Origin of the sequence: Chelativorans sp. AA-79 (assembly GCF_029457495.1) — a bacterium.
In the GTDB taxonomy this organism is placed as follows: Bacteria; Pseudomonadota; Alphaproteobacteria; order Rhizobiales; family Rhizobiaceae; genus Chelativorans.
Genome location: NZ_CP120361.1, coordinates 3,799,382 through 3,815,190 on the forward strand (window position 1 = coordinate 3,799,382; position 15,809 = coordinate 3,815,190).

15 protein-coding genes are annotated in these 15,809 nt (G+C 64.5%); 4 read left to right on the plus strand and 11 right to left on the minus strand.

Features of this window, described 5'->3' with window-relative positions:
* Nucleotides 1–24 precede the first annotated feature (24 nt).
* Nucleotides 25–1,020: an alpha/beta hydrolase gene (locus PVE73_RS18675; RefSeq protein WP_277363682.1), complete on the plus strand. Its 996-nt coding sequence runs from the start codon at nucleotides 25–27 to the stop codon at nucleotides 1,018–1,020.
* On the opposite strand, the gene PVE73_RS18680 is transcribed toward PVE73_RS18675, so the two are convergent.
* The 4 genes from PVE73_RS18680 to PVE73_RS18695 all read right to left on the minus strand — a co-directional run bounded on the left by PVE73_RS18680 (nucleotide 1,017) and on the right by PVE73_RS18695 (nucleotide 5,019).
* On the minus strand, nucleotides 1,017–2,528 hold the full coding sequence (locus PVE73_RS18680; protein ID WP_277363683.1) for a tripartite tricarboxylate transporter permease: 1,512 nt from the start codon (nucleotides 2,526–2,528) through the stop codon (nucleotides 1,017–1,019). The genes PVE73_RS18675 and PVE73_RS18680 overlap by 4 nt on opposite strands.
* 18 nt (nucleotides 2,529–2,546) lie before the next feature.
* Entirely contained in the window at nucleotides 2,547–2,933 is a 387-nt protein-coding gene (locus PVE73_RS18685) for a tripartite tricarboxylate transporter TctB family protein (protein ID WP_277363684.1), read from the minus strand.
* A 54-nt stretch (nucleotides 2,934–2,987) separates the two neighbouring features.
* The gene (locus PVE73_RS18690) at nucleotides 2,988–3,953 is read right to left on the minus strand and encodes a tripartite tricarboxylate transporter substrate binding protein (RefSeq protein ID WP_277363685.1); all 966 of its coding nucleotides are present in this window, start codon (nucleotides 3,951–3,953) and stop codon (nucleotides 2,988–2,990) included.
* 187 nt (nucleotides 3,954–4,140) lie between these two features.
* A complete protein-coding gene (locus tag PVE73_RS18695) occupies nucleotides 4,141–5,019 on the minus strand; it encodes an MBL fold metallo-hydrolase (protein WP_277363686.1) in 879 nt (292 codons plus the stop codon).
* Nucleotides 5,020–5,236: 217 nt separating this feature from the next.
* Here PVE73_RS18695 and PVE73_RS18700 point away from each other — a divergent pair, with 217 nt between their 5' ends.
* Together PVE73_RS18700 and PVE73_RS18705 are read left to right on the plus strand one after the other, a co-directional pair.
* On the plus strand, nucleotides 5,237–6,058 hold the full coding sequence (locus tag PVE73_RS18700) for a TIM barrel protein (RefSeq protein WP_277363687.1): 822 nt from the start codon (nucleotides 5,237–5,239) through the stop codon (nucleotides 6,056–6,058).
* 30 nt (nucleotides 6,059–6,088) lie between these two features.
* Nucleotides 6,089–6,571, plus strand: a complete 483-nt coding sequence (locus PVE73_RS18705) for a nuclear transport factor 2 family protein (protein ID WP_277363688.1) — start codon at nucleotides 6,089–6,091, stop codon at nucleotides 6,569–6,571.
* A gap of 247 nt (nucleotides 6,572–6,818) precedes the next feature.
* Here the strand turns inward: PVE73_RS18705 and PVE73_RS18710 are convergent, their stop codons facing one another.
* The 4 genes from PVE73_RS18710 to purD all read right to left on the minus strand — a co-directional run bounded on the left by PVE73_RS18710 (nucleotide 6,819) and on the right by purD (nucleotide 11,434).
* Nucleotides 6,819–8,324 (minus strand): tripartite tricarboxylate transporter permease, encoded by a 1,506-nt coding sequence (locus tag PVE73_RS18710; protein WP_277363689.1) that lies wholly within the window; start codon nucleotides 8,322–8,324, stop codon nucleotides 6,819–6,821.
* 3 nt (nucleotides 8,325–8,327) lie between these two features.
* On the minus strand, nucleotides 8,328–8,801 hold the full coding sequence (locus PVE73_RS18715; RefSeq protein WP_277363690.1) for a tripartite tricarboxylate transporter TctB family protein: 474 nt from the start codon (nucleotides 8,799–8,801) through the stop codon (nucleotides 8,328–8,330).
* Nucleotides 8,802–8,925: 124 nt separating this feature from the next.
* Entirely contained in the window at nucleotides 8,926–9,906 is a 981-nt protein-coding gene (locus tag PVE73_RS18720; RefSeq protein WP_277363691.1) for a tripartite tricarboxylate transporter substrate binding protein, read from the minus strand.
* 247 nt (nucleotides 9,907–10,153) lie between these two features.
* Nucleotides 10,154–11,434, minus strand: a complete 1,281-nt coding sequence (gene purD, locus PVE73_RS18725) for a phosphoribosylamine--glycine ligase (RefSeq protein ID WP_277363692.1) — start codon at nucleotides 11,432–11,434, stop codon at nucleotides 10,154–10,156.
* 161 nt (nucleotides 11,435–11,595) lie between these two features.
* Here purD and ubiA point away from each other — a divergent pair, with 161 nt between their 5' ends.
* Nucleotides 11,596–12,579 (plus strand): 4-hydroxybenzoate octaprenyltransferase, encoded by a 984-nt coding sequence (ubiA, locus tag PVE73_RS18730; protein ID WP_277363693.1) that lies wholly within the window; start codon nucleotides 11,596–11,598, stop codon nucleotides 12,577–12,579.
* Here the strand turns inward: ubiA and PVE73_RS18735 are convergent.
* From PVE73_RS18735 to PVE73_RS18745, 3 genes are all read right to left on the minus strand, one after another.
* The gene (locus PVE73_RS18735; protein WP_277363694.1) at nucleotides 12,570–13,154 is read right to left on the minus strand and encodes a DUF6101 family protein; all 585 of its coding nucleotides are present in this window, start codon (nucleotides 13,152–13,154) and stop codon (nucleotides 12,570–12,572) included. The two genes, ubiA and PVE73_RS18735, sit on opposite strands and share 10 nt — an antisense overlap.
* A gap of 199 nt (nucleotides 13,155–13,353) precedes the next feature.
* Entirely contained in the window at nucleotides 13,354–14,784 is a 1,431-nt protein-coding gene (locus tag PVE73_RS18740) for an FAD-binding oxidoreductase (RefSeq protein WP_277363695.1), read from the minus strand.
* Between the two features lie 24 nt (nucleotides 14,785–14,808).
* Nucleotides 14,809–15,762 carry an L-threonylcarbamoyladenylate synthase gene (locus tag PVE73_RS18745; protein WP_277363696.1) on the minus strand — a complete coding sequence of 318 codons (954 nt, stop codon included), beginning with the start codon at nucleotides 15,760–15,762 and terminating at the stop codon, nucleotides 14,809–14,811.
* Between the last annotated feature and the right edge of the window lie 47 nt (nucleotides 15,763–15,809).

A 15,809-nucleotide genomic window follows, 5' to 3' on the forward strand; every position in this document is an offset into this window, starting at 1 on the left:
TTCATCACCGAAGGGATCCGGCCCATGCCTGACATTGCCCGCAGCGACTTTCACATCGAGACAGTGGACGGCTACAGGATCGCCATTCGCGAAGTCCGTTCGGAACGGACCGACCGGGTGCCGATGATCCTCATGCACGGCACGCGCATCCCAGGGCTCAGCGAGTTCGACCTTCCGGTGGAAAACGGTTCGCTCGCCGCCGACCTGGCTGCCAAGGGGCACGTGGTCTACATCGTCGACGCGCGTGGCTTCGGGCGCTCGCAGCGCCCGGCGGCGATGGAGCGGCCGCCCGTGCCCGGCGCCGACCCTCTGGTGCGCACCATCGAGATCACCCGCGACATCGATGCGGCGGCCAATCACCTGATCGCCGCGACCGGCCAGAAGAAAGTAGGCCTGTTCGGCTGGGGCGTCGGTGGCACCTGCTGCGCGATGTATGCGGCTCTCTGGCCGGAAAAGGTCAGCCACATCGTACTCTACACAATGATCTATGGCGGAGCGGGAGACCATCCCCAATTCACCATCGGCTCGGTCTGGGACGATCCCGACAATCCTGGCCAGTTCAACCAGAAGCGCTTCGGCAACTACGCTTTCAATTCGCTGGAACTCCTGGACAAGCACTGGAACGAGCAGATCCCGATCGAGGACAAGGACGCCTGGCGCGATTCCGCCATGTTCGAGGCTTTCCGGCAGGCGCTCATCGATGGCGATCCCACCGCGAAGGATCGCGACCCGCCCGCCTATCGCAGCCCCAACGGCATGCTCGAAGACCTTTACCGCATGGGCTGCAATGGCGAGAAGCTGGTCCACGCCAGCCAGATCTACTGCAAGGTGATGATCGTCAAGCCGGAGTTCGACAGCCTGTGCCGGATGACCGACATGGAGGTGTTCATGAGGGACCTGGTGCATGCGGAGGAGGTGGTGCTGTGGGCGGAGAAGAACACCACCCACTATGTGTTGCTCGACAGGCCCGAGCGCGGCCGGGCCAACCTGCTCGCCAGCATGGATGATTTCCTGCGCTAGGCTTCCAGCGCCTTGCCGCGTTTGCCCGGCCCCAGATAGACCAGCGCAATGGCCGACAGCACCAGGAGCGCAATCGCGATCGGGTGATTGATCAGCGCCGTCAGGTCCCCCTGGGTCAGCAACATCGTCTGGTTGATCGAGCGCTCGAGCTGCGGGGTCAGCACGAAGGCCACGATGAAGGCAATGATCGAATAGCCGAAGATGCGCATGAAATAGCCCAGCACCGAAGCCGCCAACATGATGACGATACCGAGCACGCCGCCGGCGGCGAAGTACATGCCGGTGATGCAGAGCAGCAGGGCGCCGGGATAGACGACCGTCGCCGGTGCCGTCACCACGAAAGCCCAAAGCCGCATCCCGAACTGGCCGACGACGAGGTTGGCGGCATTGGCGATCAGCATGGCGCCGAACAGCGCATAGATCAGCGCGCCCTGCTGCTCGAAGAGAAGCGGCCCGGGTTGCACGCCGTGAATGATGAAGGCGCTGACCAGCAGTGCGGCCGCGATATTGCCGGGAATGCCGAGGGTGAGAAGCGGAATGAGGTTGGCGCCCACCACCGCGGAGTTCGCGGCCTCGGAGGCGGCGATGCCGCGTGGATCGCCGGTCCCGAGCGCTTCCGGGTCCTTGGCCGACTGCTTGGTGATCGAATAGGAGAGGAAACCGGCTGTCGTGGACCCCAGGCCTGGAATGGCACCGATGACGGTTCCGATCAGGAACGCACGGAACGCCACCATCCGGTTGGCCCAGAGCTCCTTGAAACTGACGCGCTGGCTTTTCGCATCGAGAAAGGACTGCGCGCTTTCGCTCGCCGCGCCCTTGTCGCGGCTGGCATGTTCGGAAATCTGGATGAAGATCTCGCTCACCGCCAGCATGCCGACGGCAAGCGCGGTGAGCGGAATCCCGTCGAGAAGGTCGACGATGCCGAAGGTGAAGCGCGCCGACCCCATTGCCGGGTCGATGCCGACGGAGGCGAGGAGGAAGCCGAGCGCGACCGAGATCAGCCCCTTGACCATCGAACTGCCGACAAGCCCGGCGATGACGGTGAAGGCGAGGATCATCAGCGTCATGATCTCGATCGGCCCCATCTTCAGGGCGACCAGCGCCAAGGGCGCGGAGACGGTGATCAGGACGATATCGCTGGAGACGTCGCCGAAGACGGAATAGTAGAGTGAGTATTTCATCGCCTTGCCGCCCTGCCCCTTCTGGGCCATCGGGTGGCCATCGAGCGCGGTTGCGGCCGATTCCGGCGTGCCGGGGGTGTTGAGCAGGATCGCCGGCACGGCGCCGCCCACGGTTCCGCCCTTGTTTATCGAAATGAGGAACGAAATGGCCGTGAGCGTGTCGAGCGAATAGGTGAGCGGGATGGCGATGGCGAGCGCCATCAGAATGCTGAGACCGGGGATCGCGCCGACGATCTGCCCCAACATCACGCCAAGCACGATGTAGAACAGGTTGCCGAGCGTGAAGGCGTCCATCAGCCCCGTAAGGATGGTTGCTATGTCAGGCATTTCCCATCTCTTTGCTGGTCAGGGCAGCGGCCGCTGCAGGACCTGTTCGAACAACAGCCAGATGCCCACCGGAAGCCCTAGAACGACCACCGCGACCCAGGCCCAGCGGCGCTCGCGCACCATCCAGACGACCCCGGCCATCAGCGCGATCATGACGGGCAGATAGCCCAACCGATCCACGAGGAGCAGCGCTGCAAGCGTCAGGACCGCCGCAAGCCCGAAGAAGAGAATCCGCCTCGCGCTCGGCACCTGAACCTGGGCATTGACGAAGAACACCTGGATCAGGCCAAGAGCGATGAAGAGCCAGGCCGCGATCTGCGGGAACAGTGCCGGATACGGCAATGCCCCCGGGATCATTCTCACATTGGCGGGTATGGCGTAGAGGAGGAGGACGGCGCCGAACAACACGGCGGCTCCCCCCAATACGCGGTCCGTGGTCAAAGGCCCCATCTGCACGGCTTACTTGTTGCGTGCTTCAAAGATCGCCTTGTAGTCGGCGGCTTGCTTCTTGATGAAGTCCAGCGCGCCGTCAGGGCCCAGATTGGCCGGAACGGAATCGAAGTTCTTCATCAGTTCGGCATAAGCCTCCGACTTGGTCGCTTCGTCGAGCACTTGCTGGAGGCAGGTCCGGATCGCCGGGTCGACGCCCTTGGGCAGCGCGAACAGCACATAGGCGCCGGCCGTCGCGTCGACGCCGCTTTCGATCACCGTCTTGGTATCCGGCGCATACGCAACGCGGTTGGCGACCAGCGTCGAAAGTTGCTTCATCTTTCCGGCCTGGATCTGCTGGATGTGCTGCGAGCCCTGAATGGTTGCATCCACGTGGCCGCCAAGCGCGCTCTGCAGCGCGTCGGCCGCGCCGCCGCCGGGAATGGCCACGAGATTGACCTCGAAGTGGTCCGCCATCTTCTGCACGGCGATTTCCAGCGCGATCGCCGAAGTGGAGATCGTAGCACGGCCGTTCTCGCGCGCGAATTCGATGAACTCCTCGAGGGTCGAGTAGGGCTTGTCCGCGAGGGTCACCAGACCGAAGGTCACCTCCATCGCGGTGCCGGGATAGTCGAAATCCTCGTAAGTGAAGTTGACGCCTTCGTTGGCATAGGGATCGAGCGCCACCGTGTTGGTGGAGCTGACCGCGACGGTGTAGCCGTCCGGTTCCATCGCCTTCAGCGCGGTCATCAGCACATCGCCGCCGGCGCCGGGCTTGTTGCTGACGGGCACGGTCCAGCCTTGCGCCTTCTCGATTTCACTCGCGAGGGTACGGCCAATGGCGTCGGTTCCACCGCCGGCCGCATAGGCGACGACGAACTCCACCGGCTTGGAAGGATAACCTTCCGGACACTGTGCGGCGAAGGCAAATGACGGCGCGGCGACAAGTGCACCACCGGCGAGCAGCATCCGGGTCATCCGGGGATTGAAGTTCATGAAGTCCTCCCATTTTATGCTTCTGAACTCGGCATTCCGGTCCGTCCCGCCACCTTTTCGATGGATAGGGTCGCGGGATAGACCTTGAGCAGGCAAACTAACGGGCGAACGCATTCGATCTATGCCCAATCCCCGGGAATTTCACATGATGAAACGGCCTGCCGGCGTCCTAGAGGCGCTTGGAAGTTCACGCCTCATGGAAGTGATAGCGGAAGCGTTCGCCATCTGCCGTGACGCGCCCTGCGGTCGGGGCGGGAAAATGCGTGGGCAGGAGGAGAGCGCGGCTTTGAACCGCCTCACTCAGCAGCTTCATGCGCGATCGGGCAGCCATCTCGGGGTCCCAGCAAAAGGGCGTGGACCAGCCTGGTTCACGGCATTGCAGCATATGATGCGCCAGATCTCCCAAGGCGATCGCTTCTAGACCGCCGGAGTGGATGTGAACGCAATAGTGGCCGGGACTGTGGCCAGGGGTGGGAAGCAGCGAGACGTAGGCGTCGACCTCGTGGGCCCCCTCGACCAGTTCGGCCTGCCCCGCCTCGGCCACCGGCAGGCAGTTGATCTGCCAGATGTCGTCCTGGTGCCGCGGCGGCTTGGCTCCCGTCTCCGCGGCCCTCTGCCAATAGACATATTCCCGCTTCTGGAAGAGATAAGTCGCGTTGGGAAAGGTCGGCACCCACCTGCCCTGCTCGAGCCTCGTGTTCCACCCGGTGTGGTCGATATGCAGATGCGTGCACAGCACGAAATCCACATCGGCGAAGGTCAGTCCCAGTTGGTGGAACCTGTCGAGCCAGGGCCGGGTGTCCCAGACGATTTTATCCTTCAGCTTGTCCGCCCCGTTGCAGGTATCGACCATGATGATGTTTTTGGGCGTGCGGATCAGGAAGCTCTGGAAGGCGAGGACGATGCGGCCCGTTTCGGCGTCGTAGAGGAAAGGCTCCATCTCGGCATAATGGCGGCGCGCGGTCTCGGCATCGCTTCCCAAAAACAGTTGCTCCGGCGTCAGGCCGAGCTTCTGGTGCTCGAGGATCGCCGATATGGTCACGTCGCCGAGGCGGATGTCCTGCATGCATGTCTCCTCAAGCGCCGTGTGGCGGCGCGGTCCGCTCATCTCATGGGAGAGGACGCGCCCAGGCAAGCCTGGGAGACATCCCGTTTCACCGGCTGAAATGCCAGGCGAAGCACCATTGATGGCTGGTTCCACCGCATTATCGTCGCGCATTGCCGGAGGGGCTGGCGCCGCCTATCGTCACCGGCGACAGTCACCGCCTCGGGAGGGGGAAGGCATGTATCTTTCTGTGACGTCCTGGTCGTTTCCGTCGCTGACCCTTGAAGAGGCGGCGGGCGTCTCCCGGGTGCTCGGCATCAATGCGCTCGACGTCAGCACCAAGCGCCGGCCGGGCCTCGACAAGGCCGAGATCCTCGGCGATCCGGACGCGGCGGCGGAGCGTGTCCTTGCACTCAGGGTCAAGGTGCCCAACTATTATCACCATTTCGGCGAAAGCCTGCCCGAGCGCAATCTGGCTCTCCCCGGCACGATCGACGCCAATGCGCGCGATCTCGAACGGGTTCTGGCCTTCGCCGACGCGGCGGGCATCCCGACCGTCTTCTTCCTGCCCGGCATCGTCAATCCTGGCCAGTCGCGGCAGCAGGCGCTGGATGTGGCTGTGCAGAGCCTCAAGGTCCTTCTAGAGGTGCAGAAATCTTTCAAGGCGGAGATCTGCGTGGAGCCGATCGTGCGCTCCTTTGCCGAATCCCCGGCCATCGTCGCCGAACTGGTCGAACGCACGGGCATCAGGCTGGCGCTCGACTATTCGCACTTCCTCTGTCTCGGCTACACGCAGGAGCAGATAGACCCGCTTTGCGCCCACGCCGCGCATGTGCATCTGCGCCAGGCCCGCATGGGCGACCTGCAGGCGAAGTTTGCCAAGGGCACGATCAACTTCCCGGCCCTGTTCGCAACGCTGGAGACGGCCGGTTATGCCGGGGCACTCGCCATCGAATATGTCTATCAGGATTTCATGAACGCCTATTCCGACGACGTGATGACCGAAACCGTCGCGATGCGCGACTGCTTCAATGAATGGAATGCGGCGCGCTCTGCCTAGCTATTGCGAACCGTGCCGAAGGGAGGAGCCATGCAGCCTGAAGGAGCGAGCGCCATTGCCCGCCATCTGGAAGAGAAGGTGATCGCCTACTGGCATGACGTCGATTTCAACTGGGGGCGAAACGCCGCCGATCACTACACCGTCGACGGGGTCTTCGTGAGTCCGCATGCGCGCTATGAAGGCCGCGAGCAGATCCGCGAATTCTATGCCTGGCGCGCGGAGCGCGGGGCACGCGTGAACGTGCATCTGGTGGGCAATTTCCATCTCAGGAGCCTCGGCGAGAACGAAGCCGAGGTCCACTGGATCTGCACGCTCTATGCCCATGACGGCGCGGCACCGCAACAATCCGCCCCGCCGGTCGCCATCTCCCGCGTCGAGGACAGCTTCGTGCGCGACGGTGACGGGCCCTGGCTCTGCCGCCAGCGCCGATGGCACACCCTCTTCAGGAGCGACATCCCCACGACGCGCCTCAACAAGGAGGAGATGGCGACGCGGATGGGCAAGACCAGCTAATATCAACGGCCCATCGATCTTTTGCCGGCTGGATCGTTCAGGCGTGGATCCTCGGGTCAAGCCCGAGGACGACGAGGTCGAGGGGCTTCCGCAAATCGCCAGCGTTTGTGGTTGGCGGCAACGTCCCCAGCCTCCGCCATCCCAAGGCGGAGCGAAGCGGAGACCCTAAGATCCATGCCTGAAGAAGACACCGCACCGGCGGTCACGCTTTAGGGCCGCTGGTAAAAGTATGTTTTCCCAATGTCCGCTAATCTTCCTCGACAAAGACCTCGGCGCGCCGTTTCCTGATCGAAGGGAAGAGGACGACGACCAGCACGATGGCCGCCATGATCAGCAGCCCCATGCTGATCGGGCTCGTCAGGAACACGGTCGGGTCTCCGCCCGAAAGGATCATGGTGCGCCTCAGATAGGTTTCCATCATCGGGCCGAGCACGAAACCGAGGAGCAGCGGCGCGGGCTCGCATTCGAGCTTGGTTAGCCCGTAGCCGACAGCGCCGAACACGGACATGACGACGAGGTCGAAGGAGTTGTTGTTGACCGAGTAGACGCCGATAGCCGAGAAGCCGATGATGGCGGGGTAGAGGAAATTGGTCCTGACGCTCAGGAGCCGGACCCACAGCCCGATCAGCGGCAGATTGAGCACGACCAGCATCAGATTGCCGATCCACATCGAAACGATCACACCCCAGAACAGCGCCGGCTGCTCGTTGATGAGGTTCGGCCCGGGCGTGATGCCTTGAATGATCAGCGCGCCGATCATCAGCGCCATCAGCGGATTGGAGGGAATGCCTAGCGTCAGCATGGGCACGAACGACGTCTGCGCCCCGGCATTGTTGGCCGATTCCGGCCCGGCGACGCCTTCGATCGCGCCCCGGCCGAAGGTTTCGGGATGCTTGGCCATGCGCTTTTCGACCATGTAGGACGCGAAGGACGACAGCATCGCCCCGCCACCCGGCAGAACGCCCAGAAAGGAGCCCAGCAGCGTGCCGCGCCCGATCGGCAGGGCCGAAACGCGGAAGTCCCGGCGGGTCGGCATCAGCCCGGCGATCTTGGTTTTCAGAGGATTGCGCTGGCTCTCGTCCTCCAGCCCCTTCAGGATCTCGGCAATCGCATAGATGCCGGCACCGAACGCGACGATCGGCAGCCCTTCGGCCAGATCGAAAAGGCCGAAAGTGAAGCGCGCCTGCCCGGTGTAGAGATCGGTGCCGATGGTGCCGAGCAGGAGCCCGAACACGATCATGACGATGCCCTTGAACACCGAGCCATGCGCCAGCGCGATTGAGGCGACGAGCCCGAGGACCATCAGCGAGAAGTAGTCGGGCGGCGTGAATTTCAGCGCCAGTTGCGTGAGCGGCACCGCGAAGACAGCGATCAGCATCGTCGCGAACGATCCCGCGACGAAGGAGCCGATGGCGGCGATCGCAAGCGCCCTTCCGGCCTTGCCCCGGCGGGCCATCTGATGGCCCTCGATGGCGGTCACCGCCGACGACGCCTCCCCCGGCAGGTTGATGAGGATCGCCGTGGTCGAACCGCCATATTGGGCGCCGTAGTAGATTCCGGCGAGCATGATGAGGGAGGCCTCGGCGGAAAAACCGAACGTCACCGGCAGCAGGATGGCCACCGTCCCCAGCGGCCCGATGCCCGGCAGCACGCCGATGGCTGTCCCGAGAAACACGCCGAGAAAGCAGAAGAGCAGGTTGACCGGCTGGAAAACGGTGTCGAACCCGAGCGCGAGATGAGAAACGATATCCATTTCCTAGCCTGTGAACAGCTCGCCCCAGAGCGGAATCGGCATGTGGAGCAGGTAGTGGAAGATGAGAACACAGAAGAGCGTGAAGACCGCCGAGAGCACCAGGGCTTGGCGAAGCGTGGTGATGCGGCTTGCAAGACAGGAGACGAAGATCACCAGGGAGACGGCGATGACCAGCCCGAACGGCTCGATGGCAAACCCGAAGATCATCGGGCAGGCGAGTATGATGATAGTGGCCTTCAGCGGCGCGACCGTCAGCGCCTCGGCCTCGATGTCGCGCGGCAGAAAGGCGACGCCGATCGAAAGAAGCCCGAGCACGATCGACAGCATGACCGGAAAGAAACCCGGCCCCATCGCGGCGGGTGCTCCGGTCTTCATCGTTGCCAGCGCATAACCGCCCGCCACAAGGCTGATGACCAGAAAGATCGCGGAAAATACGAGATTGCGCGGGCTCCAGCGGGAACCGGGCCGTTCATTCATCATTGCCTCCCCCTGCTTCCCCAGCGAGGTCAATCCGCCGCCTGCCCTTCGATCCGCCCACGCTTTATGCAGCGGAGACGGTCGCCTGGAAATGTCCCTGGCGATCGTTGCTTGAACGTCCCACTTAGTTGTTGCGGATGTCGTACTTCTTGATGATGTCGCGCCAGAGTGCTTCCTCGTGCACTGCCAGTTCCCGCATTCCCTCAGGCGTCGAGGGCGAGGGGTTCTGATAGTTCTTGGTGAAGGTCTCCTTGGCTTCGTCGGACGCGAGGAACGCGCCGATCGCAGCGTTCATCTTGTCGATGATGTCGCGCGGCGTCCCCTTCGGCGCCATGACGCCCGCCCACACGGTCGCGACAAGGTCGATCCCCGCCTCCTGGAAGGTCTGCACATCGGGGAAGTTCGGATTGCGATTGGCGGAAGCGATGCCGAGAGCCTTCATGTTGCCGGCCTTCAGGTGCTCGGTATAGGCCTCCGACAGGAAATCGGTCGATATGTCGAGGCTGCCGGACAGGAGGTCAACGAGGATCGGCGCCGTGCCCTGATAGGGAACGATCTTCAATTGCGCGCCTGCCTTTTCCGCCATCATGAGTTCGATCATGTGGCCGTAGGACCCGATGCCGGGATGCCCGGCGCTCACCTCGCCCGGATGCTCGTTCGCGTATCTGATCAGCTCTTCGAGCGTGTCGGCGGGAAAGTCCTTGCGGGCCACGACCACCATGTCGCCGGCAGTGAGCTGGCTCACATAGTCGAAATCCTCGAGCGGTGTGTAGGGCAAGCCGGAATAGGTGTTGGTGTAGTTCGCCGAAGGCCCGGGATAACCGACCACGAATGTGTAGCCGTCGGGCTTCGCGTGAGCTACCGCACTCATGCCAATGGTGCCGCCGGCACCGGGTTTATTGTCGACGATCACCGTCTGCCCGAGTTGCTTCTCAAGATCGCCCGCCATCATGCGGACCAGGAAATCAGGTCCCGCAGGAAACGGGAAAATGATGCGGATCGGCTTGTCGTACGGCCACTGCGCGGCGTGCGACGCCACCCCGATGCCCAGGAAAACCGCGGATGCCACGGCCGCCGCGAAAAGCGGCTTGAACAGGTTTTTCATGCACTCCTCCCACTCTGCCTTCGGCGCCTGATGCGGCGACTTTCGCCCGAGGCGGTGAACGAGGCTATGCCTTGGAGCCGAATGCAGCCAAATCAATGATCGTTCGTTTCAGAAGATGAAATACACTTGCTTGGGCAGGCCTGAAAAGGTCCGGCGAGCCCAAGAACTCGTGCCGCCCGCAGATCAGGTGATTGTCAAGGGACTTCCGGGCATCCAGCGCCAGGGCTTCCACCGCTTGGGAACGCCCTCAAGCCTCTCCGGCTTCGCGCTCGATTGCCCGCCAGCCGATATCGCGGCGGCAGAAGCCCTCCGGCCAATCGATTCTGTCCACGGCGTGGTAGGCGCGGTCGCGCGCTTCCGTGACATTGGAGCCGAGTGCGGTCACGTTCAGGACGCGTCCGCCACTGGCAACGACAGCGCCGTCCTCCAGCGCCGTACCGGCATGGAAGACCTCCGCGTCGGCGGCGGCCGCTGCATCGAGCCCGCGGATCACCGAACCCTTTTCGGGCGTGCCGGGATAGCCCCGCGCCGCCATGACGACGGTGAGCGCCGCGTCGTCGCGCCAGCGCGCGGACATATGCGCGAGTTGGCCGTCGACCGCGCCTTTCAGCAGGGCAAGCAGATCGTCCTCGAGGCGCGGCATCAGGACCTGGCACTCGGGATCGCCGAACCGCACGTTGTATTCGATCAGCTTAGGGCCATCGACGGTGATCATCAGCCCGACAAAGAGCGCGCCGACGAAGGGCGAGCCCATCTCCTCCATGCCCTTCAGCGTCGGCTCGACGATTTCGCGCATGACCCGCGAAACCATCTCCGGCGTCATCACGGGAGCGGGCGAATAGGCTCCCATGCCGCCGGTGTTCGCCCCCGTGTCGCCCTCGCCCACGCGCTTGTGGTCCTGCGCGGTGCCGAAGGGAAGCGCGGTCTTGCCGTCGCAGAGGCAGAAGAAGCTCGCTTCCTCGCCCTCCATGAATTCCTCGACCACCACCTCCGCGCCCGAATCCCCGAACGCACCGGAAAAGCAGTCGTCGATGGCGGCGAAAGCCTCTTCCTCCGTCATGGCGATCACCACGCCCTTGCCGGCGGCAAGGCCATCGGCCTTGATGACGATGGGCGTTCCGCTCCGGCGGACGTAATCCTTCGCGTGGGCGGCATCCGCGAACCGGCCGTAGGCGGCGGTGGGGATATCATACCGGGCGCAGAGATCCTTTGTGAACCCCTTCGAGCCTTCTAAGCGCGCAGCGTCGGCAGTGGGGCCGAAAACCGGAATCCCGGCGGAGATCAGGTCATCGGCCAGCCCCGCCACCAGCGGCGCCTCGGGACCGACCACGACAAAATCGACGGCCTTGTCGCGGCAGAAATCGACAACCGAAGCATGGTCCCGGATATCGAGCGGCACGCATTCGGCATGTTCGGCAATGCCCGGATTGCCCGGCGCGGCATAGAGCTTCTCCAGGAGGGGCGAAGCCGCGAGCTTCCAGGCCAGTGCATGCTCGCGCCCGCCCGAACCGATGAGGAGAACTTTCATTGGATGTGCCCGTCGTCGCCGTTTCCTGGGGAAGGGGCTATGGCCGAAACGGCCCGAGGTCAAGCCGCAGCGGCACCTGTCCAGTGACGAATGGACGCTTGACGCGGCCTGCCCGTCTTGCCACTCCAAACGTGAGCATCCGAAGGGCGAAAGGCAAGCAGATGGACATCATCCAGTCTCGGCAGATGCGGGGCCGCGTCGCCGACGCGCCGTCCGGCCATTGGGTTTACCGCTTCCTGCCGCGCGCGGCGTGGCCCTATGCGCAGCTTGCCCGCTGGGACCGGCCAATCGGCTGGAAGCTCTTGCTGTGGCCCTGCTGGTGGTCGCTCGCCATGGCGGCGGCAGCCGGCGCGGCGCTGGGCGCGCCGCTTGGAAGCGTGATGCCTTCGCCCTGGCACCTCCTGCTTTTCCTGATCGGCGCAATGGCCATGCGCGGCGCCGGCTGCACCTACAACGATATCGTCGATCACGACATCGACGAGCAGGTGGAACGCACCCGCTCTCGCCCCCTTCCCTCCGGCCAGGTTTCGCGGAAGCAGGCCTGGGCCTTCCTCGTCGCGCAGGCGCTCTTGGGGCTCGCCGTGCTCCTCCAGTTCAACGGTTTCGCCGTCCTCGTGGGAATCGGGTCGCTGCTCGTGGTGGCGGTCTATCCCTTCGCGAAGAGATTCACCGACTGGCCGCAACTCTTTCTGGGGCTTGCCTTTTCCTGGGGCGCGCTGATGGGCTGGGCCGTTCATTTCGGCAGCCTCTCGCTCGCGCCCTTCCTGCTCTACGGCGGCTCGATCCTCTGGGTGATCGGCTATGACACGATCTACGCGCACCAGGACAAGGAGGACGACGCGCTGGTGGGCGTGCGTTCCACCGCGCGGCTCTTCGGCGAGAACACGAAAAGCTGGCTCGTCGCGCTCTACGGCGGAGCGCTCCTTTTCTTCGCCGTGGCCTTCGCGCTTGCCGCCGTGCCGATGCCGGCGCTCGCCGGGCTGGTGGCGGCGGGCGCGCATATGGCGCGGCAGATCCGGACCCTCGACATCGACGATCCGGACCAGTGCCTCGCGCTCTTCAAGTCCAACTCGATGGTCGGCTGGCTGATCTTCCTGGGCCTTCTGGGCGGCGGTGCGTGGGCAACGCTCAGCCCCTATTTCTGACCGGATTTGCTGTCGGCCCGGGCGATGATCTCGTCGCCGTTGACCACCAATCGCAAGCCCAGCGTGCCCCGGCGGCGGCGCGCGAGGAAGCGCGGACGGCGCTTGCGCACGGTGCTACCCTGCCGGCGGTCCTGCGGCGCCTGCTTCTTCACCTGGCCGAGGGATTCTTCCAGCGTGCGGGCCACGCCGTCGGACTCGACCAGAAGCATCGGCAGGCGGTAGGCCTCGGCCCACGCGCGCCAGTCGGCGGCGACATCGTCGAGATCGCCGGCAACCAGAAGCGGCACGCACAGCATCGCATCATCGTGCAGCAGCTCGAGCGTGACCGTCACCTGGCCGTCCTCGTCCTCGATGGCACGGGCGGCCACACCGCGGAAGGCGGTGGGCGGCAGGGCGAAGGTGACCGGCAGCTGGGCCTTGTCCAGAAGCCTGCGCATGCGCACGCCGCGCGCGCCTATGGTGAAGGTCACCTCTCCAAAACTGTCCTGCGTTGCGTAGCTTACCACCTGCGGGAGGCGGAAAGGATCGAGCCGCATTGCCCGACCCGCCCAGACCGGCTTCAAACCAATCGACATTACGTTGCCTTCCTGTTGCTCCCGAGAGCCATGTACCCGGCTCTCCCCGACCAGGTTTACCCGGCCTCTTATGGAGCGAAGACTAGCGCCGCGGTTCTTACTTCCGGGCTTAAAAAGTCAGTTAAATTTTGCTGATTCCACGTCAGGTGATTTTACGCCGGGATAAGCTTCGTGAAAGCTTTGTAACCATGCACGGGCCTCAGATCACCTTCCCGGGATTCATGATGCCGGCCGGATCGAAAGCGTTCTTGACCCGACGCATGAGATCGGTGGCGATCGCCGGCTGGGTGGCCAGGAGCTCGGCCCGCTTCATGCGGCCAATTCCGTGCTCGGCCGAAAACGAGCCGCCGAGCGCGCGCACGATGGAATGGACCGCCTCGTTCATCGCACGGTAGTGGCCGAGATACTCGTCCTTGTCGGCTCCGACCGGCTGCGCGATGTTGTAGTGCAGGTTGCCGTCGCCCATATGGCCAAAGCAGACGACACGGGCGCCCGGCACGACCTCCTGAACAGCCCTTCCCGCCCGCTCGATGAATTCGGGAATGGCGGCTACCGGCACGGAGATGTCGTGCTTGATGGAGCCGCCTTCGGGGCGCTGGGCGTCCGACATGTCCTCGCGCATCTGGCGCAGTTCCATCTGCTGGGTCTCGTTCTGCGCGATCGTCGCGTCGGCCACCCAGCCCTCTTCCAGCCCGGTCCCGAGGATATCCTCGATCAGGGTGCGCGCATCCTCCCCGGAACGGTGGGAGGAGACCTCAAGCATGACGTTCCAGGGATGGCTTTCGGCCAGAGGCGGGCGTGTCGCGGGAAAATGCCGCAAGACGAAGTCGAGCGGCGTTCTCTCGATGAGCTCGAACATGGTGAGCGCCGTGCCCGCGCGGTCGTTCGCGAACTCGAAGAGCCTGAGCGCATCGATGGGAGAGCCGAGCCCGACCCAGGCGAGCTCGCGCCCCTTCGGCTTGGGATAGAGTTTTACGACCGCCGCCGTGATGACGCCAAGCGTGCCTTCGGCGCCGACGAACAGGTCTTTCAGGTCGTAGCCGGTGTTGTCCTTCTTGAGCTTGCGCAGATCATCGAAGATCTCGCCCGTGGGCAGCACGACCTCGAGGCCCAGGCACAGGTCGCGGGCGACGCCATAGGCAAGCGCACCGATCCCACCGGCATTGGATGAGAGATTGCCGCCGATCTGGCAGGAGCCCTGGGAACCGAGCGCCAGCGGGAAGAACCGGTCGTTCCGCGCCGCCTCCTCCTGCAGGAGCTGTAGAATCACGCCCGCCTCCACGGTCGCGGTGTTGGAGGCAAGGTCGATCTCGCGGATGCGGTTGAGCCTGGACAAGGACAGGATGACCTCGCGGCCGGTGGCGTCTGGTATCTGCCCGCCGACGAGCCCCGTATTGCCACCCTGGGGCACGATGGGCGTGCCGGTCTCGGTGGCGAGCTTCAGGATTTGGCTTACCTCCTCCGGACTGCCCGGCTTCAGCACCAGCGACGTGCGACCGCCGAAGAGGCCGCGCGGCTCCGCCACGTGAGGCGTGATGTCGGCGGCATCCCTGAGCGCGTGGCGCTCTCCCACAATCGCCGCGAAGCGTTCCGCAAGGGCGGGGTCGAGCGTGCTTGTCTCAGCGTTCATCGGCAGTCACCTCCTCACCGGACATCATTCCCTGGGTGCGGCCGCCCGCGTCAGGCGGTCGTTGATCGCCTCACCCAGCCCATGCCGCGGCACCGGCTCGACGGCAATGGTCTGGCAACCTGCGGCATCGAGGGCGGAAAGATGGGCGAAGAGGTTGGCGGCCGCCTCGCGCAGATCGCCCGCAGGCGAAAGGTTTAGCATTTTCGCCGCGTTCTCCGCGCCAAGCGCGCGATCCGGCCCGAAGGCAAGCAGCGCCTCCCCCGGTCGGACCTCCGCCGCGTCGAGCCTGATGCCCGTATGCGGGGCGTAGTGAGAGGCGAGCATGCCCGGCGCCTGGACGCCCGTCGCACCGCGTTTGACCGCCTCACCTGTCAGACGTTCGATCTCCTCGACCGCCAGCCCGCCGGGACGGAGCAGCGTGAGCTCGTCGCCCAAGACCTTGATGATGGTCGATTCGAGGCCGACCTTCGCCGGTCCGCCATCCACGACGAGCCTGATGCGATCACCCAGCGACGCGTTCACGGCTTGCGCTGTCGTGCCCGTCACGCGGCCGGAGATGTTGGCGCTGGGGGCGGCGAGCGGGCGGCCGAGCCGCGCGATCACCTCGCGGCCGAAGCCTTGCGGGCAGCGCAACGCGATCGTATCGAGCCCCGCCGTCACCAGCGGATGGATGCCGTAATTTTCGCGATGCGGCAGGACGAGGGTGAGCGGGCCGGGCCAGAAGCTCTCTGCAAGGCGCTCTGCCAGCGGCGAGAAGACCGCGATGCGCCGCGCCATCTCCATATCGGCCACATGGGCGATGAGCGGGTTGAAGCGGGGCCTGCCCTTGGCCTCGAAGATGCGCGCCACGGCCTCGCCATCCGTCGCGTCCGCGGCGAGCCCGTAGACGGTCTCGGTGGGGATTGCGACCGGCTCCCCCGCCGCCAGCAGGCGGCAGGCCGGCTCCAAGGCATCTTTCTGCGCCAGAATTTCGGCCACGCCTTTTTCCTTCCGCATGAACGGCAGCGCGCCCAGATGGCTGCGCC